This window comes from Pseudomonas sp. S2_E02, assembly GCF_054668355.1.
In genome coordinates this window covers 6,235,853-6,259,002 of sequence record NZ_CP162761.1, presented here as the reverse complement: position 1 = coordinate 6,259,002, position 23,150 = coordinate 6,235,853, and the positions used below count along the sequence as shown (strand labels likewise).

The window sequence follows — 23,150 nt, the reverse complement described above, 5'->3', positions numbered from 1 at the left end:
CCTGCTGAGCGCCAGCCTGGGGATCGACAACGGTTTCCACTGCGGACATTCAGGCCTCGACCATGAACGGCGCGGGGTCGCCGCAACCAACGCGGATCACTTCAGGGTCGTCGCCGGTCAGGTCGATCACGGTGGAGGCTTTGATGCCGCCGAAACCGCCGTCGATGATCAAGTCCACTTGGTGTTCAAGCAGTTGGCGCATTTCGTAAGGATCGCTGAGCGGGTCTTCGTCGCCGGGCATGATCAGGGTCACGCTCATCAGCGGCTCGCCGAGTTCGGCCAGCAGCGCCAGCGCGATCGGATGGCTGGGCACACGCAGACCGATGGTGCGCTTCTTCGGATGCAGCAACAGACGCGGCACTTCGCGGGTGGCGTTGAGAATAAAGGTGTAAGGCCCCGGCAGATGCGCCTTGAGAATGCGGAAGGTGCCGGTGTCGATCTTCGCGTAGTTGCCCAGTTGCGACAGGTCGCTGCAGATCAGCGCGAAGTTGTGCTTTTCATCGAGTTGACGCAAACGGCGCACGCGCTCGATGGCGGTCTTGTCGCCGATCTGGCAGCCGATGGCGTAGGAAGAATCCGTTGGATAAACCACCACCCCGCCTTTGCGGATGATTTCGACCGCCTGTTTTATCAGGCGCGCTTGTGGGTTTTCCGGATGTATCTGGAAAAATTGACTCACATTTTCTACCTGTTCAGACGGCGGCAATATCTGTGTCATGTTTGAACCGACACCACAGGGGTGGAAGGTCCTCGGGAACCGGCCGGTACTGGCCGATCTCTGACCAGCCGCCAGGGCCATGGAAGTCACTGCCGGCGCTGACCAGCAGACCGAACTCACGGGCAAGGATTGCCAGGCTGCCGACCTGTTCCGCAGGCTGATGGCCATTGACCACCTCGATCGCATGCCCGCCTGCTTGAATATAGTCGGCAATCAGCTTCCGGCGCTTGCTGCGGGTGAAATCGTAGTGCCACGGATGCGCGAGGCTGACCCAGGCCCCGGCGGCACGCAGTGTGCCAACGGTGTCTTCCAGCGTCGGCCAGTGCAACTTGACATCACCCAGCTTGCCGGCGCCGAGCCATTTGCGGAATGCCTCGGCGCGATCCTTTACAAAACCTTCACGCACCATCCAGTCGGCGAAATGCGGACGGGCCGGGGCGTTGCCACTGTCACCCAGTTCCTGCTGGACCTGCCGGGCACCTTCGAGGGCACCGGGCATACCCTTGAGAGCGAGTTTGCGGCTTATTTCTTCCGACCGCAGCCAGCGCCCATCGTGCAATCTGGCAATCGCTTCGACCAACGGTGTGGCGTTGACGTCGAAACCGTAGCCCAACACATGAATCGTCGCGCCGCCCCAGGTGCAGGACAATTCGACGCCGTTGACCAGTTGCATACCCAATTCGTTGGCGGCCGTGCGCGCTTCGGCGAGGCCTTCGAGGGTGTCGTGGTCAGTCAACGCCAGGACTCGCACGCCGTTCTCGAACGCACGCGCAACCAGAACCGCAGGCGCGAGGGCGCCATCGGAGGCCGTGCTATGGCAATGCAAATCAACATTCACGGGGAGTTGTAACCTCAAATCAGCTGGCGCTATCGCGCGCCCATATGTTTGTTATTATGCCGCCACATCCAGCTTCTGGCTCTCACTGTGAAACAATTCATCGATTTCATCCCGCTTCTGCTGTTCTTCATCGTTTACAAACTTGATCCACGGGTCGTCGACATCGCTGGCCATGAAATGACTGTAGGCGGTATTTACAGCGCCACGGCGATGCTGATCATCAGTTCCCTGGTGGTGTACGGCGCGTTGTTCATCAAACAGCGCAAGCTGGAAAAGAGCCAATGGCTGACCCTGATTGCCTGCCTGGTTTTCGGCAGCCTGACGCTGGCCTTCCACAGCGAGACCTTCCTCAAGTGGAAAGCCCCGGTGGTCAACTGGCTGTTCGCCGTCGCCTTCATCGGCAGCCACTTCATCGGTGACCGCCTGCTGATCAAACGCATCATGGGCCACGCACTGAGCCTTCCGGATCCGGTCTGGACCCGCCTGAACATCGCCTGGATCGGCTTTTTCCTGTTCTGCGGCGCTGCCAACCTGTTCGTCGCCTTCACCTTCCAGAGCTACTGGGTGGACTTCAAGGTGTTCGGCAGCCTGGGCATGACCTTGGTATTCCTGGTCGCACAGGGCATTTACCTGTCGCGTCATCTGCACGATGCCGATACCCCAACAACACCAAAAACCGAGGACTGACATGCTCTACGCCATCATTGCCACCGACGTCGCCAATTCACTGGAAGCACGCCTGGCCGCGCGCCCTGCGCATCTGGAACGCCTGCAAGCGCTCAAGGGCGAAGGCCGCATCGTATTGGCCGGCCCGCACCCGGCCGTCGACAGCAATGATCCGGGCGCAGCGGGTTTCACCGGCAGCCTGATCGTCGCCGAATTCGACTCCCTGAGCGCTGCGCAGGCATGGGCCGATGCTGATCCGTACATCGCCGCGGGTGTCTACGCCAACGTGGTCGTCAAGCCGTTCAAGCAAGTCCTGCCTTAAACGTCCGGTGATGAGGGGATTTACCCCTCATCACTCGCGACACTGCCTCATGCAATGAACCTTCCTGGTTCTTGCTGCTCTCAATCGCTCATTATTCTCGTTTGCCTGCCGACAACCTGCCCAATATCCATTTGGAAACAGGTGTCGCGATGCGCAAGGGTCCGTTGTGTCTGATGTTGGTCACGTTGTCGATCATGGCACCCGCCCATGGTGAGGAAACCACCGAAGGCGGCAATTCCACGCCATTGTCGTTAAGCGCCGGCAGCCAGATCACCGAGTTGCAGCAGCGCCTCAAGGCCAGCGAGCAGCAACGGGAAGAACTGAGCAAACAACTGCAAAATGCCGACAATACCCGTGAAAGCGCCCAGCTCGCCCGGTTGCGCCAGGAGAACCAGCGTCTCAAGCTGCAACTCAAGGAAGCCCAGGCCAGCCCGCTGCCGCGTCTGCTGACTGATCAGCAGCAATGGTTCGTCACGGGCGCCGGAGTAGCGCTATTGGCGCTGCTCTGCGGTATCTTTGCCAGTGGAGCAAGCCGAAAACGTCGGCAATGGCTAAATTGAGTGAGTCATGAGCGAGCTGTTACTGATTGATGATGACCAGGAGTTGTGCGAACTCCTGAGTAGCTGGCTGAGCCAGGAAGGCTTCCATGTGCGCGCCTGCCACGATGGCCAGAGTGCACGCAAGGCGTTGGCCGAAACGGCCCCGGCGGCGGTGGTGCTGGATGTGATGCTGCCCGATGGCAGCGGTCTGGAACTGCTCAAGCAACTGCGCAACGACCACGCCGATCTGCCGGTGCTGATGCTTTCGGCCCGGGGTGAGCCGCTGGATCGCATCCTCGGTCTGGAACTGGGCGCCGACGATTATCTGGCCAAACCCTGCGACCCACGAGAACTGACCGCCCGCCTGCGCGCCGTACTGCGCCGCAGCCATCCGGCGGCAGTCTCGACGCAGCTTGAGCTGGGCGATCTGAGTTTCAGTCCGGTGCGCGGCGTGGTCAGCATCGACGAGAAAGAACTGACCCTCACCGTTTCCGAAAGCCGTCTGCTCGAAGCCCTGCTCAAGCAACCCGGCGAGCCGCTGGACAAACAGGAACTGGCGCAGATCGCCCTCGGCCGCAAGCTGACCCTGTACGACCGCAGCCTCGACATGCACGTCAGCAACCTGCGCAAGAAAATCGGCCCGCATCCCGACGGTCGCCCACGCATCGTCGCGCTGCGCAGCCGCGGTTACTACTACAGCCTCTGAGGCTCCCCCTTGTAGGAGTGAGCCTGCTCGCGATAGCAGTGTGTCAGTCGACATGTTCTTGCCCGATACACCGTTATCGCGAGCAGGCTCACTCCTACAGGGTGTGTTTGTCAGGTCAGCGCTCGAGTGTCTTTACCGAAGCTTTACGCAGTGCTGACCGCCGCTGACCTTGATCTCCGTAATCTGAACTCATCCGGAACGTACCGGGAACGAGACAAGGAGATACACCATGCGCAAGACTCTTATCGCTCTGATGTTCGCTGCCGCTCTGCCAACCGTCGCCATGGCCATGCCGCAAGACGGTGGCCCGATGGGTGGCCCGCTCGACGGCCCACGCCACGGCGGTCAGATGCACGGCATGCACGGCAAAGGCCCGTACAGCCAACTCGACCTGTCCCGCGAACAGCGCGAACAGATCCGCAAGATCATGGGCGAGCAGATGCACGAGCGTAAGCAAGTGGTCGACAAGTATCTGGAAAAACTCTCGCCGGCTGACCAGAAAGCCATGAAGGACGAGATGGCCGCCAACCACAAGAAAGCCGAGACGGATGTTCGCGCCGTGTTGAAACCGGATCAACAGAAGAAATTCGACGAGATCCAGAAAAAACAGGCCGAGCGTCGCGCCGAATGGGCCGAATTCAAGGCGTGGAAAGCGCAACAGGCGCAAAAGGCGCAATAATGCTCTGACCCGGACCCGACGGCTAAACACCGCCGGGTCTTTTTCCACCGATCCAATGTAGGAGTGAGCCTGCTCGCGATAGCGGTGTGTCAGTCAACGAATACTTGTCTGACTCACCGCTATCGCGAGCAGGCTCACTCCTACAGGGATTTGCGTTTGTTCTGAGGATTTTCTGTGCGTTCATTGTTCTGGCGTATTCTCGCGAGCTTCTGGCTGGCCATCGCTCTGGTGGCCGGGCTGTCCATTCTGCTCGGGCACATGCTCAACCAGGACGCATGGATCCTCAGTCGCCATCCGGGCCTCAACACCCTCGCCGGCGAATGGACGCAAACCTACGAAGCCCAGGGCGAGGAAGCTGCCCAGGACATCCTCGAACAGCGCAAACGCCAATATCACATCGATGTTCAGGTACTGAACGAATCCGGCGACCCGGTGGTTCGCGGCACCTTCCCGCGCCGCGCAGCCGCGTTCGAAGCCCGCCAGAACAATGATGACCGGCGTCTGCCATGGCGACGTCTGACCGATGAATTCACCAGCGAAAAAACCGGTGACACCTACCTGTTCATCTACCGCATCCCGCATCCGGAACTCGACTCTTGGCACCGCGAAAGCCTGCTTTGGCCATTGAGTGCGCTGGGGATTGCGCTGGTGGTGCTGACCCTGTTCAGTCTGCTGGTGACCTTCTCCATCACCCGCCCGCTCAGCCGTTTGCGCGGCGCGGTGCATGATCTCGGGCAGACCACTTATCAGCAGAACAGCCTGGCGAAACTGGCCAACCGCCGCGACGAATTTGGCGTGCTGGCCAACGATTTCAACCGCATGGGCGCGCGCCTGCAAAGCCTGATTGGCAGCCAGCGACAGCTGTTGCGCGACGTTTCCCACGAATTGCGCTCACCGTTGGCGCGGCTGCGTATCGCCCTGGCCCTGGCCGAACGCGCCAACCCTGAAGAACGCGAGAAACTCTGGCCACGCCTGACGCGCGAGTGTGATCGGCTGGAAGCGTTGATCAGTGAAATTCTGGTATTGGCGCGGGTCGATGCCGACAACGCCAGTGCTGAAGAGGTGGATCTGAATGCGTTGCTCGGCCTCTTGCAGAAGGACGCAAAACTGGGATCGCCCGAGCAGATCGTGCGTCTGGATGCCGAACCGCAGCTGAATCTGAAAGGCTGGCCGACCATGATTGAGCGCGCCGTCGATAACCTGCTGCGCAACGCCCAGCGCTTCAACCCGGAAGGTCAGCCGATTGAAATGCAGGCTTCACGTCAGGGTGAAAAAATCATCGTGAGCGTGCGCGACCATGGGCCGGGGGTGCAGGCTGAACATTTGAGCCAGTTGGGCGAGCCGTTTTACCGGGCGCCGGGACAGACGGCGGCGGGACACGGTTTGGGCCTGGCGATTGCGCGAAGGGCGGCGGAGCGGCATGGTGGGAGTTTGACGCTGGCCAATCATCCGCAGGGTGGGTTTATTGCCAGTCTGGAATTGCCGTTGGTGCCCGGAGCGGTGGTGCAACTTTAAGAGCCTAAAAGCTACCCTCACCCCAGCCCTCTCCCGGAGGGAGAGGGGGCCGACCGAGGTGTCTTGCGTCAGACATCGACCTGAAACACCGAGTCGATTATGGGCCAGGAAGGCACGTGAATCGTCGCCGACTCTGGGTTCGAAATGCATCGGAACCGTTATCGACTCCGAACTCGAAATGCATCGGAACCGTTATCGACTCCGAACTCGAAATGCATCGGAACCGTTATCGACTCTGGATTCAGCCGAGCACTTTCAGGTCGGCGTACCTCTACAGCATCCCCCAATCAGTCCCCTCTCCCTCTGGGAGAGGGCTAGGGTGAGGGGCTTTTGATCTTCAGGCGTTGGCGGGCCAGGCGCTGACAAACTCAGCCAGATCAACCTTCTCCGCCACACGCGGTTCTTTCTGCGGCGTGCCGAGGTACAAGAACGCGATCACTTCTTCACCTTCAACCAAGCCCAAACCTTTGGCCACGTGCTGCGAATAAGCCAGATCACCCGTACGCCACACCGCACCAATCCCTTGCGCATACGCCGCCAGCAAAATCCCGTGCGCCGCACACCCGGCCGCCAGCAACTGCTCGGCCTTCGGGTACTTGACGTGTTCCTGCAACTTGGCGATCACCACAACCACCAGCGGCGCACGCAGCGGACCGTTACGGGCCTTGTCGATCATCGCTTCAGTGACTTCGCCTTCCTGCATTTGCGCAGCTTGCGCCAGCAACTCGCCCATTTGCTCGCGTGCCGCGCCTTCGACCGTCAGGAAGCGATACGGCTGCAAATGCCCGTGATCCGGCGCGCGCAACGCGGCGCCAAACAGGGCTTCGCGCTGCTCGGCAGTGGGGGCCGGTTCGACCAGTCGTGGAACGGAAACACGGTTGAGCAACGCGTCGAGAGCCTGCATCGGCCACCTCCTGAAAAATATGTGCGGCTATTCTAGCTGTATCTGCCAACAGGATGCCGGTTTACATGCCCTGCCCCACGGGTAGAATGGCGCCCTTCCCACATCAGCCCGAGCGGACTTCATGGCGTTGCCGACCTTACGGATCATTGGTTTCATCATCGGCATCTTCCTGATCACCCTGGCTGTGGCCATGGTCGTGCCTATGGCCACCCTAGTGATTTTCGAGCGCACCGGTGATCTGCCGTCGTTCCTCTGGGCGAGCATGATCACCTTTGTAGCCGGCCTCGCGCTGGTGATTCCTGGCCGCCCGGAACACATTCACCTGCGCCCGCGCGACATGTACCTGCTGACGGTCAGCAGTTGGCTGGTGGTGTGCATTTTTGCTGCGCTGCCGTTTCTGCTGACCCAGCACATCAGCTACACCGACTCGTTTTTCGAAAGCATGTCCGGCATCACCGCGACCGGCTCGACCGTACTCAGCGGGCTCGACACCATGTCACCGGGCATTCTGATGTGGCGCTCGCTGCTGCACTGGCTCGGCGGCATCGGCTTTATCGGCATGGCGGTGGCGATTCTGCCGCTGCTGCGTATCGGTGGCATGCGCCTGTTCCAGACCGAATCCTCGGACCGCTCGGAGAAGGTCATGCCGCGCTCGCACATGGTGGCGCGCCTGATTGTGGCAGCGTATGTCGGCATCACCATCCTTGGCAGCCTGGCGTTCTGGTGGGCCGGGATGAGTCCGTTCGACGCGATCAACCACGCGATGTCGGCGATTTCCACCGGCGGGTTCTCGACCTCCGACCAGTCGCTGGCCAAGTGGACGCAACCGGCGGTGTACTGGGTCGCAGTCGTCATCATGATTCTCGGCAGCCTGCCGTTCACCCTGTACGTGGCGACGTTGCGCGGCAACCGCAAGGCGCTGATCAAGGATCAGCAGGTGCAGGGTTTGCTCGGTATGCTGCTGGTGACCTGGCTGGTGCTCGGCACCTGGTACTGGTGGACGACCAATTTGCATTGGCTGGAGGCGCTACGTCACGTAGCGCTGAACGTGACGTCGGTGGTCACCACCACCGGTTTCGCCCTCGGCGACTACAGCCTGTGGGGTAACTTCTCACTGATGCTGTTTTTCTATCTGGGTTTTGTCGGTGGTTGTTCCGGGTCGACGGCGGGCGGGATCAAGATCTTCCGTTTCCAGGTCGCCTACATCTTGCTCAAGGCCAACCTTAATCAACTGATTCACCCGCGCGCGGTGATCAAGCAGAAGTACAACGGCCACCGTCTCGACGAAGAGATCGTCCGTTCGATTCTGACCTTTTCGTTCTTCTTCGCCATCACCATCTGCGTGATCGCCCTGCTCCTGTCGCTGCTGGGCGTTGACTGGATGACCGCATTGACCGGCGCTGCCAGCACCGTGTCCGGGGTCGGCCCAGGCCTGGGAGAGACCATTGGCCCGGCGGGCAACTTCGCCACTCTGCCGGACGCGGCCAAGTGGATCCTGTCGTTCGGCATGCTGCTCGGCCGACTGGAGATCATTACGGTGTTTGTACTGTGTATTCCGGCCTTTTGGCGTCACTGACCGCGCTCGGCGCCTGCAACAACCGCGTCCGGTAATCGCCGGGCGTGGTGTCGAACCAGCGGCGGAACGCGCGAAAGAAGTTGCTCGGGTCGGCAAATCCCAACAGATAAGCGATTTCCAGCAGCGTCATGCTCGGTTGCGCCAGATACTGCTCGGCCAGTTCGCGGCGGGTGTCATCGAGCAACTGCTGAAAACTGGTGCCCTCCTCCTGCAAGCGGCGCTGCAAAGTGCGCTGCGATAAATGCAGGGTCTGCGCCACAGTATCGCGCTTCGGCTCACCTTGCGGCAGCAAACGGCACAGCACCTGTCGCGCTTTGTGGGTCACGCGGCTTTCGGAAAACCGCGCCAGATATTCCCCGGCAAAGCGGTCGTGCAACAGCGCCATCGCTTCGTTGGCTGTCGGCAGCGGCGCTTCCATGTCGGCGCGTTCGAAGATCAGCGCGTCATACGGCGCGTTGAACATCAGCGGCGCGTGGAAGGCTTGTTTGTAGGGTTCCAGGTCCTCGGGTTCGGCGCCCTGCACCAGCACTTTGACCGGGTGCAACGTGCGTCCGGTCAACCAGCCGCACAGGCCCAGCGCACAGGCCAGCGAGGCTTCGGCGCTTTGCCGGGTCGGCGGCAGATGGTCACCGTGCACGGTCAGAATCAGCGCATAACCGTCATCAAGCAATCGGAAACTCAGATCGGCGCTCTCGGCGATGATGCGCTGATAGCGCACCAGCCGTTGAAAGCCTTCGGCGAGGGTATTGCTCGACATCAACGCGTAGCCGGCGACATGAAAAGACGCCGGGCGCACCACCTTGCCCATGTTCAGGCCGATCGCCGGGTTGCCGGATAACTCGACCGCCCGTTGCCAGAGACGGGTCATGGAATCTTGCGGGAAGCGCGCATCCGGATCATCCAGAGCCGTGTAATCGAGCCCCAGTTGTTTGAACAGAACCCGGCAATCCAGGCCGTCCATCTCCAATGCTTTGACAATCCCCATCGCCCAGCTTGCAGAAGTCGTTCGTTCGCTCATGGCGTTATTCTTTTACATGATGGGCCGCATGTTACGGCCCGATTTGCGAAGGATACTAAAGTGGCGCCGATTGTCACTGGCCCACGCCAATGATCACTCTAGACTCAAATAAGCTACCCGCAGCACAACTCGTCGCCAGAACAATAACCACAGAGAACGCGGTCGTGGAAAACATCAAACATTTCAACAGCTTCGCTGAGTTCTATCCGTATTACCTCAGCGAACACAGCAACAGTACCTGCCGGCGCCTGCATTTCATCGGCACGACACTGGTGATTTTTATTCTCGCGCTGACCATCGCCAAGGGCGCCTGGCTGTTGCTATTGGCCTTGCCGCTGGCCGGTTACAGCTTCGCCTGGGTCGGGCACTTTTTCTTTGAAAAGAACCGGCCGGCGACTTTCCAGCATCCGCTGTACAGCCTGCTTGGCGACTTCGTCATGTACCGCGACATGATTCTGGGTCGCGTGGCGTTCTGAATGAGGGTCAGCCAATGAATGCCAATGCCCGCTTCACCCATATGAAGGAAGGTACCCAAGAAGATTGGGCGATCATCGCCGCCGACTTCAGCGCCTATGCCAAACAGTTGCCCGCACGGATCATGACCCACCTGAAACTGCTGGAAGGCGATTTCGGTGGCTTCCCGGTGGATCGCCTGACCCACTCGCTGCAAACCGCCACCCGTGCCTTTCGTGACGGGCGCGACGAGGAATATGTGGTTTGTGCCTTGCTGCATGACATCGGCGACACCCTGGGTTCGTACAACCATCCGGACATTGCCGCTGCGATACTCAAGCCGTTCGTCAGTGCCGAGAATGTGTGGATGGTCGAGAAGCACGGGGTGTTTCAGGGTTATTACTTTTTTCATCACCTGGGCATGGATCGGCATCTGCGTGAACAGTTCGCCGGTCATCCGCAGTTTCAGGCAACGGCCGAATTTTGCGCCAAATACGATGCGGCGGCGTTTGATCCTGACTATGACACGCTGCCGTTGAGTTTTTTCGAGCCGATGATGGAGCGGTTGTTTGCGCAGCCGAAGAACTCGATTTACAAGGCCGCGATGGAGCAACACTCGCCAGCGTAATCATCCTCGGGAACCGCTGCGCGGTTCATCGCGAGCAGGCTCACTCCTACAGTTGAAATGCGTACCCCTGTAGGAGTGAGCCTGCTCGCGATGAGGCCCTCTCAATCACCAGAGCATTAGGCGAGTTCGGCGACTTTGGCCGCTTTCAGCTCCGCCTCCCGCGCCTGCGCATCCGCCAGCCGATACAACTCGATCGTGCCATCCCAGTGTTCGATCAGCGCCGTGCACGACTCCACCCAATCGCCGCAATTGAGGTAATCCACCTCGCCGACCTTGCGGATCTCGGCATGGTGAATGTGCCCGCACACCACGCCATGCAACTCGCGCTTCACGCATTCATGGGCGATGGCTTCTTCAAAGTCGCTGATGAAACTCACCGCGGTCTTCACCTTGTGTTTCAGGTACGCCGACAGCGACCAATAGCCGTAGCCATAGCGGGCACGCCAGTGGTTAAGCCAGCGATTGAGGGTCAAAGTGAATTCGTAGGCGGAGTCGCCAAGGAAGGCCAGCCAGCGGTGATAACGGGTGATTACATCGAACTGATCGCCATGAATCACCAGCAGATGCCGGCCATCCGCCGTGACATGCACCGCTTCGTCGACCAACTGGATATTGCCCAGAATCAGCTTCGAATAACGACGCAGGAATTCGTCGTGGTTGCCGGTGACGTAAATCACCTCGGTGCCGCGCTTGCTCATGGTCAGCAAGCGGCGGATCACGTTGGTATGCGCCTGCGGCCAGTACATGCCGCCGCGTAGCTTCCAACCGTCAATGATGTCGCCAACCAGGTAAATCTTGTCGGCATGGTAGCCCTTGAGAAATTGCGACAAGTGCTCGGCCTGGCAATCCCGCGTGCCCAGGTGCACGTCGGAGATCCACAGGGTTCGCACCCGTTGTTTACGACTGGGTCGGGCGAGCTCGGCGCTGGTCATGGGCAACCCTCTGCGATGTTTTCGCCACTGTGCGCGCGCCCGGTTAATCGACCATGACAAGCGTGAGTCAGTCCTGTGACAACGCATCCGGTGTGCGCCGGTGTAGACTGACGACCACTTCGGAGACAACCTGCCATGCGACCGATCCTCACCCTGCGCCAGTACACCCACGATTTGATCGCCCACAGCCACGACCACGCGCAATTGGTGTTCGGGCTGTCCGGTGCGCTGGATTTCGAGGTCGAGGGCAGTGGCAGTCAGGTGCGTCAGCAGAGTTTTGTAGTTATCCCTTCCGGCGCTCATCATGCCTGCGGCAGTCCCAATGGTAGCCGCTGTCTGGTACTGGATATCCCGAACGGCCAATGGCTGACGGATTCACTGGGCGAACATGCCGACGCCAGCCATCGTCTGCTCGATCAACCGGCGCGCTTGTCGCTGGATTCGGGGCAAAGTCAGTTGGTCAGCTGGCTGGCAAACAGTCCGGTCAGCGATCCATTGATTGCCCAGCAAGGCGCGGTGTTGCTGCTGGCCAGTCTGAATCACGCGCAACCTGCGGAACACGCCATTCGCCGCCTACCCTATGCCGCACTGGATGCGCACATCGAGCAATACGCCGCGTATCCGCTGCAAGTCGCCGATCTGGCACGGGTGGCAGGATTGTCCAGCGCGCGTCTGCATGCGCGGTTCATGGCCGAATGCGGGCAGACGCCGATGGATTACATCCGCAGCCGACGCCTGCATCTGGCCGTGCAAATGCTCCGCGACACCGCCCTGCCGATCGGCGAAGTTGCCAGTCGCGTCGGCTACAGCTCGCAGAGCGCTTTCTCGGCCGCGATCCTACGTGAGTTCAGCGCATCGCCCGGCCAGCTTCGGCGCGATTCCTGCGACAAACGACGATAGTCTGCCGACAGACTTGTAGGCCGATACAGGGTTCAATGGACTTATTGATCGTTCCCGCGCTCTGCGTGGGAATGTAGCCGGTGACGCTCCGCGTCACTGGACGCAGAGCGTCCCTAGAGGCATTCCCACGCAGAGCGTATCAATCACAAGAAACCGTGTCTGGATTAAGGATTGCAATGACTCCGCGTACCGCCCTCGGCGCTCTGCATATCGGTGCTTTGATGTTTGGCCTGACGGGTGTGTTCGGCAAACTCGCTGCTGCGTCCCCCGCTGTGATCGTCTTTGGACGCGCGGCTTTCGCCGTACTCGCCCTGGCATTTTTCGCCCGTTTCGCCAGCCAGCAAGGCTGGCAGAAACTTCAGGCCGTGGACTGGCGCCGCCTCGCCCTCAGCGGCGTGTTGCTGGCCGGGCACTGGGTGAGTTTCTTTCTGTCTGTGAAGATCGCCGGTGTCGCCATCGCGACGTTGGGTTTTGCCAGTTTCCCGGCCTTCACTGTGATTCTCGAAGGGCTGATTTTCCGTGAACGCATCCGTGCCAATGAAATTCTGCTGGTGGTGTTGGTCAGCATTGGCCTGATTCTGGTGACCCCGGCCTTCGACCTGGGCAGCGGTGCGACCATCGGCTTGCTCTGGTCAGTGCTTTCGGGGCTGCTGTTCTCGCTACTGTCGCTGACCAACCGCGCCAGCTCCGGGCGCATCCCGGCAGTGCAGGCGGCGTTGTGTCAAAACGTGGTGGTAGCGCTGTGTCTGCTGCCGGTGGCGGCGCCGCAACTGAGTGAGGTGCGGGCACTGGACTGGCTGTGGATCGCCCTGCTCGGGGTGTTCTGTACCGGCGTCGCGCACAGCCTGTTCGTCGCCAGCCTGGCGGTGATCAAGGCGCGCACGGCGGCGGTAGTGTTTGCGCTGGAGCCAGTCTACGGCATCACCGTCGCCTGGCTGTTGTTCAATGAAAACCCGACGTCGAAGATGTTGATCGGCGGTGCGTTGATCATTGTTGCCATCGTCGTGTCAGCGCGGATGTCCGGCCATGCCGACAAGAAAACCGTCGCCGCCGAGGCTGCGTCTCACTGAGTGCGGTCGTTGTGACCGAGGTCGCGGTCAGGATCGATCTGATCACGAACCCGCTGCTTCAACACCTTGGCCTCGGGAAAACCGCCATCAGCCTTGCGTTCCCAGATCTGCACGCCGTCGCAGCTGATGTGAAATACCCCGCCGGTGCCGGGCACCAGAGACACTTTGCCGAGGTCATCGCCAAAGGTGCTGAGCAGTTCCTGCGCCAGCCACGCCGCGCGCAGCAGCCACTGGCATTGGGTGCAATAGGTGATGACAACTTCTGCTTTTGCGACAGTCATGTTCGCTGAAACTCCTGAGACAGAGGGCGCCGCTATAATAGCCGGCTTTATCGCTTGCCCCGAGACTCACAATGCGCCGTCTGCTGTTCTGCCTGCTGCTTGGTTTCCTTCCAGTCTTTGTTCACGCCACTGAGGCGCCGCGACCGAAAGTCGGCCTGGTGCTGTCCGGCGGCGCCGCGCGTGGTCTGGCGCACATCGGTGTGCTCAAAGCCCTGGAAGAGCAAGGCATCAAAATCGATGCGATCGCCGGCACCAGCATGGGTGCGGTGGTCGGCGGGCTGTACGCCTCGGGCTACAAGATCGATGAGCTGGAAAAACTCGCGCTGAACATCGACTGGCAAGCCGCATTGTCCGACGCCCCGCCGCGTGAGGACGTGCCGTTTCGACGCAAACAGGATGACCGCGACTTTCTGGTGAAACAGAAGCTCAGCTTTCGCGACGACGGCAGTCTCGGCCTGCCTCTGGGTGTGATTCAGGGGCAGAACCTCGCGCTGCTGCTGGAAAGCCTGCTGGCCCACACCAGCGATACCCGGGATTTCGACAAACTGCCGATCCCGTTCCGCGCTGTGGCCACCGACATTGCCAATGGCGAAAAAGTGGTGTTCCGCAAAGGCCACTTGCCTCAGGTGATCCGCGCCAGCATGTCGATCCCGGCGGTGTTCGCCCCGGTCGAGCTCGACGGCCGGCTGTTGGTGGACGGCGGTATGACCGACAATATCCCGCTGGATGTCGCGCGGGAAATGGGCGTTGACGTGGCCATCGTCGTCGACATCGGCACACCGCTGCGCAACCGCAAGCAACTGACCACCGTGGTCGATGTGCTGAACCAGTCGATCACCCTGATGACCCGCAGTAATTCCGAAGAACAACTGGCCGCGCTGAAATCCTCCGATGTGCTGATCCAGCCTGCGCTGGCCGCATACGGTGTCACCGATTTCGGTAAAGCCCAGGACATGATCGACGCAGGTTACCGCGCGACCCGCATCCTCGATGCGCGCCTCGCCGTGCTCAAACCCGAGGAATCCCAAGACGCCGAACTTGCTGCCGCCCGTTCCCCGGGGCAGCGCACGCCGATCATCACGGCGATCCGCGTCGAGAACGACTCGAAAGTCGATGACGACGTGATCCGCTACTACATCCGCCAGCACATCGGCGAGCCGCTGGATCTGGGGCGATTGCACTCGGACATGGGCACCTTGTATGGCCTCGACTACTTCGAACAAGTGCAGTACCGCGTGGTGCACAAGGGCCAGGACCACACACTGGTGATCAGTGCCCGGGGCAAGCGCAGCGGTACCGATTACCTGCGGGTCGGTCTCAATCTGTCCGACGACATGCGCGGCGATAGCGCCTTCAACCTCGGTGCCAGTTACCGCATCAACGGCATCAACCGCCTCGGCGCGGAATGGCTGACCCGCGCGCAGATTGGCGATAAACAAGAGCTGTATACCGAGTTCTATCAACCGCTGGACGTCGGCTCGCGTTACTTCGTCGCACCGTACGCCTCGTTCGAGGCGCAGAACGTTGAAGCGGTGCTCGACAACGATCCGATCGCACAGTACCGCGTCGAGCGCTACGGTTTCGGCCTTAACTTCGGTCGCCAGATCGGCAACAACGGCGAAGTGCGGTTCGGTGTCGGCGAGGCCTGGGGCAAGGCCGATGTGCGCATTGGTGATCAGGATCTGCCGAGTGAAAACTTCAACGAAGGCTTCTATGCGCTGAAATATTCGTACGACTCACTGGATAACGTCTACTTCCCTCACGAAGGCAAGGACGTCAGCCTGACGCTGATGCAGTTCGAACCGGGGCTGGGTTCGGATACGCGCTATCGACAATGGGAATTCAAACTCGACAAAGCCATGAGCCGTGGCCCGGACACGCTGATTCTCGGCGGGCGCTACGGGCGTACGCTGGACGATGCCAATGTGGTGACGTCGAGCTTCCTGCTCGGCGGCGCGCGGCAATTGTCGGGGTTCCGTGAAGACGCGATTTCCGGGCAGAACGTCAGCCTGATGCGCGCGGTGTACTACCGCCGGCTGACGCCGCGCTCGTATCTGCCGCTAGACTTTCCGCTGTATGCCGGCGCCTCGCTGGAGCGTGGGCGGGCGTGGAACAACGACAATGAGTTCGACAGTGGCTACATCAACGCCGCCAGCGTGTTCATTGGTTTTGACACGCCGCTGGGGCCGTTGAATTTCAGTTACGGGTTGAATGATGCGAATGAGCAGGCGGTTTATCTGAACCTTGGCCAGACCTTCTGATCAGGTCGCCTGACAATCCGTCTTCGCGAGCAGGCTCGCTCCCACAGGGGAACGCATTCCAATTGTGGGAGCGAGCCTGCTCGCGAAAACGATATCAGCGCCACCGCAAATCAATCGGGTATTAGCGAATCCCCGCCAACAACGTTCGCGCCGTTTGCTTCAACGGCTCATCGCCTTCCTTGAGTAACTCGTTAAGCAGCGCAATCGCACTGTCGATGTCACCGTCATCAATGCAGGTCTGCGCCTGTTCGAGTTTTCCGGAGTTTTCATCGTGTAGCGGCTCAGTTGCGTGCAAGTCCAACGGTTGCAACACCAGAGACGGCTCGGCATCGGCAAACTCATTGAGAAAATCTTCATCCAGCGGCTCGGCGTGCGGCTCAGGGATCCACTCAAGTTCGGCGTCCTCGCCGGCCGCTTCCGGCAGTTCAAAATCCTGCGGCAGTATTTTCAGGCTGGAGCCCAGCGCCGAGGTGTCTGCCGTTGGCTCAGTAGTGGCCGTGCGGCTGTCTTCCAGATCCCAACTGGAATCCATCGACAGCTCTCCCAGATTCAACTCGAAATCATCTTCAGGTGCCGGTTGGGCCGTGACAGCAGGCGCCAGCGCAATGACGGGCGCCGCCGCGGCCAACGGTGCGGCACCCGCCAGTTTCGGATGTCGAACACGAACGTCCTGTAACGTCTGGGCATCTACGCCTTGTTCACACAACTGACTTTCCTGCTGTTCATACGCGGCGCTGTCACCCTGGCGTCCCAGGACTTCGAGCAACTGCAAACCGATATCGGTGCGCTCCGGCTCCTTGTGCAAAGCGTCGCGCAATAACCCAGCAGCTTCGCCCAAGCGGCCGTAGGCCAGATAGATTCCTACCGCCTCCAGCACATCGCCCGCTGCCGGTTCTTCACGGTGTTGGGTTGAGGTGTGAGCCCTGACAGACTCTGCGCTTTCGACTTCAGCAACGTCAGGTTCATCGCCCTGCGGCAACTGTGGCAGCGGTCGATCAGCCTGTTGCGACTGTTGCCGTCGACGGTGCACAAACAGACCGGCCAAGGCCCCCAGCAACAGCAACAGGCCCCCGAACAATGGCCAGTTCAAACCGTCATCTGTGGACTCGACAGGTACCACAACCGGGGCAGGTGCCGGAGCGACTTCGGTCGGTGGCGGGGCTTTCCTGAGTTCGGTCAATTGCGTTTGCAGCTCAGTAATCTGCTTCTTGCCAGCGGCAATCTGCACATCCTGCGTCTGCAGTTTGGCGTTCAGTTCATCGACGCTCTTTTGCAATTGCTGATTGAGCAAGACACTGGCAGCCAGTTGCTCGGCCAGTGCATCGTCGGCGGGCGGATTTGCAGGCGCTGGCGCGGGCACGGCATCGCGTTTGGCCTGAGGGGCCTGCGGCGCTGCGACAACAGGCTCGACACTGGGAAACGCGGAAGATTGTGCACGCGGATCCGGTTCATCGGTGGCCGGCACGATACCCGGCGAACCCGGAGGGTCGATCAACACCGTGTACTCACGCAGCAAACGGCCATTGGGCTGATTGAGCTGCACAAGGAAATTCAGAAAAGGTTCGTTGACTGGTTTGCTTGACGTGACCCGGATCATCTGGCGATTGCCATGCAGGATCGGGATGAACTTGAGGTCGTTGAGGAAGAACACCCGCTCGACCCTGGCCTCGGCGAATTCATCCGCCGTAGCCAGGCGCACCGTCAGATCGTTTTGCGTCAGCCCGCCAACATCGACCAACGCGATATCGGCCTTGAGCGGCTGATTGAGACCTGAATGAACGGTGATATCACCCAGCCCCACAGCCATCGACCAGGCCGAATAGCTGAATACGCCAGCGGCCAGCAGCCATTTGGCGCCACCGCGCAGTACCACGTGCCGACTTGCGAGCATGAGCATCCCTTAAATAAGCAAAACCGACTTCTATGCGTTCGCACATCCGGTACGAACACGATATTGCCCAGTAGTTCTTATAGTCGGCTCAGCGCGATCTCTCAAAGATACGGCACGTGGATGTGCCTCAAGATTTTTCCAGGTTGCCCAGAATGTGCCCGTGAACCCGCATGCACACCTTCAAATCCGCCTCGTCGACGCCTTCGAACAATTCGTGACGCAGTTGTGTGGCAATGGTTTCGATCTGTTCGATCAGTGGCAGGGCCGGTGCACAGAGGACGATTTTTTTCGCCCGGCGGTCTTCCATCACGGACTGGCGTTGCACCAGGCCCTGGCTTTCCAGACTGTCGAGCAAGCGAGCGAGGGTCGGACCTTCGACACCAACGCTCTGCGCCAGCTCACGTTGGGTCGGCGCCTCTTCAAAACGCGCCAGGTGCAGCAGCACCAGCCAGCGCGCCTGGGACAGTCCCAGTCCGGCCAGTCGGCGGTCCAGTTCGGCACGCCAGCCACGGGACATCTGGGCCAGTTGCATGCCAAAGCGGTGTTGATCGGTTAACGGCATAAAACACTCACGGTTAGACTGAAAATAAAGAAAATCTAATTATTAGCCAGCTAAGCATGAGCTGCAGTTATAGGCAAGTGGCGGTCTGTACTGAATCGTTACATCTTGAGAGCCCCTCACCCTAGCCCTCCCGAAACGTCGGACCGCCCGTAGGGAGAGGGGACTGAATGGGGGATGCTTTAGATATTCAGCGACTTGAACGTGCTTTGGTGAATCCATAATCGACTCGGTTTTTCAGGTCGATGTCTGACGCAAGACACCTCGGTCGGCTCCCTCTCCCTCTGGGAGAGGGCTGGGCGGGCGGCGTTCCGATGAGGGCCGGAGCCAAATTACATCTCGAATTCAGACTGCAACGCAGCCCGCACGCAATACAGCACGCCCTCCGGCACACGCCCGGCAAACAGCTCCGCCACTTCGGCGACCGACGGCAACTCACCCTCGCCATCGAGGAACGCGTCCTGCACCTCACCCATCAACTCCTCAGGCAAATCCAGCGCCTGTTCCAGCGACAACTGCTGTTTGCCGATCGCCTCGGCGAGCATGGTGTAGACGTTCTTTTCCGAGCACTGCAACTGCCCGGCGATCTGCAGCGGCGTCATGCCGGCGCGGGCCAGGGTGATCAGTTCGTGGCGCACGTCGGCCACCGCTTTCGGCGCCTCGGCCTCGCCACCGAGCACTTCGAGGAAGGCATCGCCGTAGCGCTCCAGCTTGCGTGCGCCGACACCGCTGACCCGGGCCATTTCCGCCAGCGAGGTCGGCTGGCTGCGGAGCATTTCCAACAACGTGGAATCGGGGAAGATGACGTACGGCGGCACGCCATGCTCTTCGGCCAACTTGCGCCGCAGGGCGCGCAAGGCTTCCCACTGTTCGCGCTCTTCGCCGCGCACCAGTTGGCTGGCTGGGCTCTTGCTGGCGGTTTTGGCCGTAACCTGCGGTTTGAGATCGCGGCGCAGCTCCAGCGTGACCTCGCCCTTGAGCAATGGCCGGCAACTGTCATTCAGACGCAGACCGCCATAGCCTTCGTGGTCGACATCCGCCAGACCGCGCGCGACCAATTGCCGGAACAGCGAGCGCCACTCGCTTTCGCTCAATGCCTTGCCGACGCCGTACACCGACAGATGCTGATGGCCGAAACTGCGGACTTTTTCGTTGTCCTTGCCCAGCAGCACGTCGACCAGATGGCCGACGCCATAACGCTGACCGGTACGGAAAATCGCCGACAATGCCTGACGTGCAGGTTCGGTAGCGTCCCAGGTCTGCACGCCATCGACACAGTTGTCGCAGTGACCGCATGGCTCAGGCATGTCTTCATCGAAGTACGCCAGCAGGGTCTGTCGACGGCAGCGGGTCTCTTCACAAAGCGACAGCATGGCGTCGAGCTTGTGTTGCTCCAGACGCTTGTGCCGCTCGTCGCCTTCGGAGTTTTGCAGCATCTGCTTGAGCATCACCACATCTTGCAGACCGTAGGCCATCCACGCATCCGCCGGCAGACCGTCACGGCCGCCGCGCCCGGTTTCCTGGTAATACGCCTCAAGGGATTTCGGCAGATCGAGATGGGCGACGAAACGCACGTTGGGCTTGTCGATGCCCATGCCGAACGCCACGGTGGCGACCATGATCAAGCCTTCCTCGTTGAGGAAGCGCTTCTGATTGAAGGCGCGCAGATCATTGGGCAGACCAGCGTGATACGGCAACGCCGGGAAGCCCTGCTCGCTGAGGAATGCCGCGACTTCCTCGACTTTCTTGCGCGACAGGCAATAGACGATGCCGGCGTCACTGCGCCGCTCGGCGAGGAACGCCAGCAACTGCTTGCGCGGCTGCTCCTTGGGCACGATGCGGTAAAAGATGTTCGGGCGGTCGAAGCTCGACAGGAAGCGCTCGGCATTCTGCAGATGCAGGCGGGTGACGATTTCTTCGCGGGTGCGCTTGTCGGCGGTGGCGGTCAGGGCGATACGCGGTACATCGGGGAACATCTCGGCCAACTGGCCCAGTTGCAGGTATTCCGGACGGAAATCGTGGCCCCACTGCGACACGCAATGCGCTTCGTCAATGGCGAACAACGCAATGTTCAAGCCTTGCAGGAACGACAGCATGCGCGGCTGTACCAGACGCTCGGGCGCCAGATACAACATCTTCACTTCGCCGCGCTTGATCCGCGCTGCGAGGTCACGCTGCTGTTCAGCGCTCAGGGTGGAGTTCAGCGCGGCGGCGGCCACACCGAGCTCTTCGAGGGTGGCGACCTGATCGTCCATCAGCGCAATCAGCGGCGACACTACCACCGCCAGGCCATCGCGCAACAACGCCGGCACCTGAAAGCACAGGGACTTGCCGCCACCGGTAGGCATCAGCACCAGCGCATCACCGCCACTGGCCACGCGCTCAATGATTGCACCCTGACGGCCACGGAAACTGTCGTAGCCGAAGATGTCCTTGAGGACGCGTTGAGCCTGTTCGAGCATAAAAACTCCAAAAATCTACCGATACATCCCTGCGCAGGCTGGTTCAGAACAGCCGGAGCTGCTTAAACAAAACGTAAGAGCGCATTGCACGACAACCGCAATGCGGGCAGGGATCGCAAAACGCGGCAGTATACCCGAGCCCTCCCCTGCACAGGGTGCCGCTGATAAGACACTGATAAACCTGCCACAGGTTTGGCATGTGGCCCGGCAATTGCGGCAAATCTGCCATGCGGCTGGCTTGAGCGCGCAAGAAGGCCTAGAATTCCCGCATTGTTTATTCCCCAAGGTAGCCCCGTAATGTCCTTCGCTGAGCAACTGACCCGCCTGCAAGTTTTCCTCGACGCCGACGAGCTGCATGACGAGGCGCTGGATTACGTGGCCGCTCACGGCTACCTGACCGCGCTGTCGATCTGCGCTGAAGACGTACCGGAGCGTGAGTGGATCGACGCCTTGTTCGCCGAAGAGCCGCATTACAGCAGCGACGCCCAGCGCGAAGAGATCGAAGCCACCCTGATCGGCCTCAAGGCCCACATCGCCCGTCAACTGGCCTCGGATGAAGAGTTCGAGCTGCCATGCGATCTGGATCTGGGCGACGAGCCGGACGATTCCGAACTGCGCGGCTGGTGCATCGGTTTCATGGAAGGCGTGTTCCTGCGTGAAGCCGCCTGGTTCGAAACCGCCGAAGAAGAAGTCAGCGAAATGCTCCTGCCGATCATGGTCGGTTCGGGCCTGTTCGACGAACAGCCGGAATTCGAAGACATCGCCAAGGACGCCAACCTGATGGACGACATGATCGTGCAGATCCCGGAAGCCCTGACCGCGCTGTACCTGCTGTGCCAGGCGCCCGACGAAAAACCGGCGATCCTCAAGCCACGTCACCACTAAGATCCAGCCTATGGACAACCCCATAGGCAACCGCCCCCTGATGTTGCGCTATTTCCTGCTGGCCATCGGCTGGCTCAGCGTAGCATTGGGGGTGATCGGGATTTTCCTGCCCGTCCTGCCCACTACCCCTTTCCTTCTGCTCGCCGCGGCCTGCTTCGCGCGTAGCTCTCCGCGTTTCTATCAATGGCTGATCGAGCATCCCCGGCTGGGGCCATGGATCCGCGATTACCTCGATGGCAACGGCATACCACTCAAGGGCAAGGTCTACGCGATCGGGCTGATGTGGGCGAGCATTCTGTTTTCCTGCTACCTGGTGCCGTTGCCGTGGGCGCGGGGGTTCATGTTGACGAGCGCGGTGTTGGTGACGGTTTATATTTTGCGGCAGAAGACCCTGCGCAAATCCTGAAACGCTAAAAGATCGCAGCCTGCGGCAGCTCCTACATGAAGATCTTCTGTAGAAGCTGCCGCAGGCTGCGATCTTTTGGCTTTAAACACCCACGTTTAAACCAGACCTGCAAACACTCTCCGAAGCTACACGGCCTTGCGTAATTACCTACAGCTACGCCAGAATCCGCCGGCTTGTGCGCCTTGGGGGCGGGTTCTATTGTGGTGCGGTCGCTGAAGAGTCAGCGATCGGGTTTAGCGACCCAAATCTGTAATAGGTGCATCAGCGCTCCATGCTTTGTGGCAGATTCAATATCTGCAACTACGCTATGGTGGCTGTATGCGGGAGACCCTCGGGTCTGCCGGGTGCCTATAACCGGTTCGCTAACCTGCGTACAGCCGCCACCTTCCTGTTTAGCGACAGTTCTGGGCGGCTCCACTCTTATAGGAGCTTCACCATGATCAAACCAACACCCAATCCGCCCGAAACCGATCTCGCCTCCCCCTACGAATCCCTCGATTCAAAAAAGCTCAACGACGCCGCCGAGCGCGCCCTCGACCACTATCTCTGCCCACCCGGCTCCACCCCGCCGCCCCGTAAAACCCGCCGGATGTACGCCGTCACCGCCGACTTCAAAAACGAGGAACTGCTGGCCGATGCCAGCGAAACACTCGCCTCAGCCAGAACCATCGCCCATGACTTCGCCCACCTCATACCCGCGTCGCAACGCAGGACGCTGCTGGGTATCGCGCAATTGATCATGCTCGGGGAGCTGGCGGTGAATCGGGTGATGGATAATCTGGAGTTGCCGCAGTAGGTCAGACAACCGATCGTTCCCACGCTCTGCGTGGGAATGCCTCTTCGGACGCTCTGCGTTCGGCTCTGGAGGGGACGCGGAGCGTCCCGGGCTGCATTCCCACGCAGAGCGTGGGAACGATCACGTGAGGCAGAAAAAACCCGCC

At 60.3% G+C, this 23,150-nt stretch carries 24 protein-coding genes; 15 read left to right on the top strand and 9 right to left on the bottom strand.

The features are described from left to right. Positions 1-49 precede the first annotated feature (49 nt). Complete coding sequence (locus AB4O01_RS28090) at positions 50-679, bottom strand: L-threonylcarbamoyladenylate synthase (RefSeq protein WP_093440143.1); 630 nt, start codon at positions 677-679, stop codon at positions 50-52. 13 nt (positions 680-692) lie between these two features. Then, the gene (locus tag AB4O01_RS28085) at positions 693-1,556 is read right to left on the bottom strand and encodes a PHP domain-containing protein (protein ID WP_093439532.1); all 864 of its coding nucleotides are present in this window, start codon (positions 1,554-1,556) and stop codon (positions 693-695) included. Positions 1,557-1,643: 87 nt separating this feature from the next. Here AB4O01_RS28085 and AB4O01_RS28080 point away from each other — a divergent pair, with 87 nt between their 5' ends. The 6 genes from AB4O01_RS28080 (at position 1,644) to AB4O01_RS28055 (ending at position 5,983) form a co-directional block, all read left to right on the top strand. Beyond that, positions 1,644-2,243, top strand: coding sequence for a septation protein A (locus tag AB4O01_RS28080; protein ID WP_460090164.1), 600 nt, complete (start codon positions 1,644-1,646; stop codon positions 2,241-2,243). A gap of 1 nt (position 2,244) precedes the next feature. After that, positions 2,245-2,544 (top strand): YciI family protein, encoded by a 300-nt coding sequence (locus AB4O01_RS28075; RefSeq protein WP_007919677.1) that lies wholly within the window; start codon positions 2,245-2,247, stop codon positions 2,542-2,544. Between the two features lie 149 nt (positions 2,545-2,693). Continuing rightward, complete coding sequence (locus AB4O01_RS28070; RefSeq protein WP_099758320.1) at positions 2,694-3,104, top strand: translation initiation factor 2; 411 nt, start codon at positions 2,694-2,696, stop codon at positions 3,102-3,104. 7 nt (positions 3,105-3,111) lie between these two features. Then, the gene (locus AB4O01_RS28065) at positions 3,112-3,789 is read left to right on the top strand and encodes a response regulator transcription factor (RefSeq protein ID WP_093439526.1); all 678 of its coding nucleotides are present in this window, start codon (positions 3,112-3,114) and stop codon (positions 3,787-3,789) included. 229 nt (positions 3,790-4,018) lie between these two features. After that, a complete protein-coding gene (locus AB4O01_RS28060) occupies positions 4,019-4,468 on the top strand; it encodes a Spy/CpxP family protein refolding chaperone (protein WP_016987938.1) in 450 nt (149 codons plus the stop codon). A gap of 174 nt (positions 4,469-4,642) precedes the next feature. Further along, entirely contained in the window at positions 4,643-5,983 is a 1,341-nt protein-coding gene (locus AB4O01_RS28055) for a sensor histidine kinase (RefSeq protein WP_093439518.1), read from the top strand. A gap of 337 nt (positions 5,984-6,320) precedes the next feature. Here the strand turns inward: AB4O01_RS28055 and AB4O01_RS28050 are convergent, their stop codons facing one another. Further along, complete coding sequence (locus tag AB4O01_RS28050) at positions 6,321-6,887, bottom strand: nitroreductase family protein (protein ID WP_460090162.1); 567 nt, start codon at positions 6,885-6,887, stop codon at positions 6,321-6,323. Positions 6,888-7,008: 121 nt separating this feature from the next. Here AB4O01_RS28050 and AB4O01_RS28045 point away from each other — a divergent pair, with 121 nt between their 5' ends. Continuing rightward, positions 7,009-8,463 (top strand): TrkH family potassium uptake protein, encoded by a 1,455-nt coding sequence (locus tag AB4O01_RS28045; RefSeq protein ID WP_460090161.1) that lies wholly within the window; start codon positions 7,009-7,011, stop codon positions 8,461-8,463. On the opposite strand, the gene AB4O01_RS28040 is transcribed toward AB4O01_RS28045, so the two are convergent. Then, positions 8,420-9,481, bottom strand: a complete 1,062-nt coding sequence (locus AB4O01_RS28040) for an AraC family transcriptional regulator (RefSeq protein WP_218189349.1) — start codon at positions 9,479-9,481, stop codon at positions 8,420-8,422. The two genes, AB4O01_RS28045 and AB4O01_RS28040, sit on opposite strands and share 44 nt — an antisense overlap. A 164-nt stretch (positions 9,482-9,645) precedes the next feature. On the opposite strand from AB4O01_RS28040, the gene AB4O01_RS28035 reads away from it, so the two are divergent. After that, positions 9,646-9,957, top strand: a complete 312-nt coding sequence (locus AB4O01_RS28035; protein ID WP_093442638.1) for an Mpo1-like protein — start codon at positions 9,646-9,648, stop codon at positions 9,955-9,957. A 14-nt stretch (positions 9,958-9,971) separates the two neighbouring features. Further along, positions 9,972-10,562: an HD domain-containing protein gene (locus AB4O01_RS28030; protein WP_460090160.1), complete on the top strand. Its 591-nt coding sequence runs from the start codon at positions 9,972-9,974 to the stop codon at positions 10,560-10,562. 116 nt (positions 10,563-10,678) lie between these two features. Here the strand turns inward: AB4O01_RS28030 and AB4O01_RS28025 are convergent, their stop codons facing one another. After that, on the bottom strand, positions 10,679-11,494 hold the full coding sequence (locus AB4O01_RS28025; RefSeq protein ID WP_007919701.1) for a UDP-2,3-diacylglucosamine diphosphatase: 816 nt from the start codon (positions 11,492-11,494) through the stop codon (positions 10,679-10,681). Between the two features lie 135 nt (positions 11,495-11,629). Here AB4O01_RS28025 and AB4O01_RS28020 point away from each other — a divergent pair, with 135 nt between their 5' ends. Both AB4O01_RS28020 and AB4O01_RS28015 read left to right on the top strand, forming a co-directional pair. Then, positions 11,630-12,394: an AraC family transcriptional regulator gene (locus AB4O01_RS28020; RefSeq protein WP_093442629.1), complete on the top strand. Its 765-nt coding sequence runs from the start codon at positions 11,630-11,632 to the stop codon at positions 12,392-12,394. Positions 12,395-12,570: 176 nt separating this feature from the next. Next, positions 12,571-13,464, top strand: a complete 894-nt coding sequence (locus AB4O01_RS28015; RefSeq protein ID WP_320337202.1) for a DMT family transporter — start codon at positions 12,571-12,573, stop codon at positions 13,462-13,464. Here AB4O01_RS28015 and AB4O01_RS28010 read toward each other — a convergent pair. Beyond that, positions 13,458-13,745, bottom strand: a complete 288-nt coding sequence (locus AB4O01_RS28010; protein WP_108225929.1) for an Rdx family protein — start codon at positions 13,743-13,745, stop codon at positions 13,458-13,460. The genes AB4O01_RS28015 and AB4O01_RS28010 overlap by 7 nt on opposite strands. Before the next feature lie 71 nt (positions 13,746-13,816). Here AB4O01_RS28010 and AB4O01_RS28005 point away from each other — a divergent pair, with 71 nt between their 5' ends. Continuing rightward, entirely contained in the window at positions 13,817-16,006 is a 2,190-nt protein-coding gene (locus AB4O01_RS28005) for a patatin-like phospholipase family protein (RefSeq protein WP_460090159.1), read from the top strand. A 121-nt stretch (positions 16,007-16,127) separates the two neighbouring features. On the opposite strand, the gene AB4O01_RS28000 is transcribed toward AB4O01_RS28005, so the two are convergent. The 3 genes from AB4O01_RS28000 to recQ form a co-directional block, all read right to left on the bottom strand. Beyond that, positions 16,128-17,897, bottom strand: coding sequence for a FimV/HubP family polar landmark protein (locus AB4O01_RS28000; RefSeq protein WP_460090158.1), 1,770 nt, complete (start codon positions 17,895-17,897; stop codon positions 16,128-16,130). Positions 17,898-18,024: 127 nt separating this feature from the next. Continuing rightward, positions 18,025-18,459: a MarR family transcriptional regulator gene (locus AB4O01_RS27995; protein ID WP_016984207.1), complete on the bottom strand. Its 435-nt coding sequence runs from the start codon at positions 18,457-18,459 to the stop codon at positions 18,025-18,027. A gap of 329 nt (positions 18,460-18,788) precedes the next feature. Further along, the gene (gene recQ, locus AB4O01_RS27990; protein WP_186624436.1) at positions 18,789-20,918 is read right to left on the bottom strand and encodes a DNA helicase RecQ; all 2,130 of its coding nucleotides are present in this window, start codon (positions 20,916-20,918) and stop codon (positions 18,789-18,791) included. Between the two features lie 297 nt (positions 20,919-21,215). Here recQ and AB4O01_RS27985 point away from each other — a divergent pair, with 297 nt between their 5' ends. The 3 genes from AB4O01_RS27985 to AB4O01_RS27975 all read left to right on the top strand — a co-directional run bounded on the left by AB4O01_RS27985 (position 21,216) and on the right by AB4O01_RS27975 (position 23,005). Beyond that, positions 21,216-21,803: a UPF0149 family protein gene (locus AB4O01_RS27985; RefSeq protein ID WP_099758311.1), complete on the top strand. Its 588-nt coding sequence runs from the start codon at positions 21,216-21,218 to the stop codon at positions 21,801-21,803. A 10-nt stretch (positions 21,804-21,813) separates the two neighbouring features. Beyond that, entirely contained in the window at positions 21,814-22,209 is a 396-nt protein-coding gene (locus tag AB4O01_RS27980) for a YbaN family protein (protein ID WP_460090156.1), read from the top strand. Positions 22,210-22,645: 436 nt separating this feature from the next. Continuing rightward, positions 22,646-23,005, top strand: coding sequence for a DUF6124 family protein (locus AB4O01_RS27975; RefSeq protein ID WP_008083868.1), 360 nt, complete (start codon positions 22,646-22,648; stop codon positions 23,003-23,005). Positions 23,006-23,150: the final 145 nt, after the last annotated feature.

Bases quoted from the DNA above. Each gene is read 5' to 3' on its own strand.
- AB4O01_RS28020 (WP_093442629.1), top strand. From the start codon at position 11,630: ATGCGACCGATCCTCACCCTGCGCCAGTACACCCACGATTTGATCGCC.
- AB4O01_RS28060 (WP_016987938.1), top strand. From the start codon at position 4,019: ATGCGCAAGACTCTTATCGCTCTGATGTTCGCTGCCGCTCTGCCAACC.
- AB4O01_RS27995 (WP_016984207.1), bottom strand. From the start codon at position 18,459: ATGCCGTTAACCGATCAACACCGCTTTGGCATGCAACTGGCCCAGATG.
- AB4O01_RS28015 (WP_320337202.1), top strand. From the start codon at position 12,571: ATGACTCCGCGTACCGCCCTCGGCGCTCTGCATATCGGTGCTTTGATG.
- AB4O01_RS28065 (WP_093439526.1), top strand. From the start codon at position 3,112: ATGAGCGAGCTGTTACTGATTGATGATGACCAGGAGTTGTGCGAACTC.
- AB4O01_RS28050 (WP_460090162.1), bottom strand. From the start codon at position 6,887: ATGCAGGCTCTCGACGCGTTGCTCAACCGTGTTTCCGTTCCACGACTG.
- AB4O01_RS27975 (WP_008083868.1), top strand. From the start codon at position 22,646: ATGATCAAACCAACACCCAATCCGCCCGAAACCGATCTCGCCTCCCCC.
- AB4O01_RS27980 (WP_460090156.1), top strand. From the start codon at position 21,814: ATGGACAACCCCATAGGCAACCGCCCCCTGATGTTGCGCTATTTCCTG.
- recQ (WP_186624436.1), bottom strand. From the start codon at position 20,918: ATGCTCGAACAGGCTCAACGCGTCCTCAAGGACATCTTCGGCTACGAC.
- AB4O01_RS28030 (WP_460090160.1), top strand. From the start codon at position 9,972: ATGAATGCCAATGCCCGCTTCACCCATATGAAGGAAGGTACCCAAGAA.
- AB4O01_RS28045 (WP_460090161.1), top strand. From the start codon at position 7,009: ATGGCGTTGCCGACCTTACGGATCATTGGTTTCATCATCGGCATCTTC.
- AB4O01_RS28040 (WP_218189349.1), bottom strand. From the start codon at position 9,481: ATGAGCGAACGAACGACTTCTGCAAGCTGGGCGATGGGGATTGTCAAA.
- AB4O01_RS28005 (WP_460090159.1), top strand. From the start codon at position 13,817: ATGCGCCGTCTGCTGTTCTGCCTGCTGCTTGGTTTCCTTCCAGTCTTT.
- AB4O01_RS28010 (WP_108225929.1), bottom strand. From the start codon at position 13,745: ATGACTGTCGCAAAAGCAGAAGTTGTCATCACCTATTGCACCCAATGC.
- AB4O01_RS27985 (WP_099758311.1), top strand. From the start codon at position 21,216: ATGTCCTTCGCTGAGCAACTGACCCGCCTGCAAGTTTTCCTCGACGCC.
- AB4O01_RS28000 (WP_460090158.1), bottom strand. From the start codon at position 17,897: ATGCTCGCAAGTCGGCACGTGGTACTGCGCGGTGGCGCCAAATGGCTG.
- AB4O01_RS28025 (WP_007919701.1), bottom strand. From the start codon at position 11,494: ATGACCAGCGCCGAGCTCGCCCGACCCAGTCGTAAACAACGGGTGCGA.
- AB4O01_RS28075 (WP_007919677.1), top strand. From the start codon at position 2,245: ATGCTCTACGCCATCATTGCCACCGACGTCGCCAATTCACTGGAAGCA.
- AB4O01_RS28070 (WP_099758320.1), top strand. From the start codon at position 2,694: ATGCGCAAGGGTCCGTTGTGTCTGATGTTGGTCACGTTGTCGATCATG.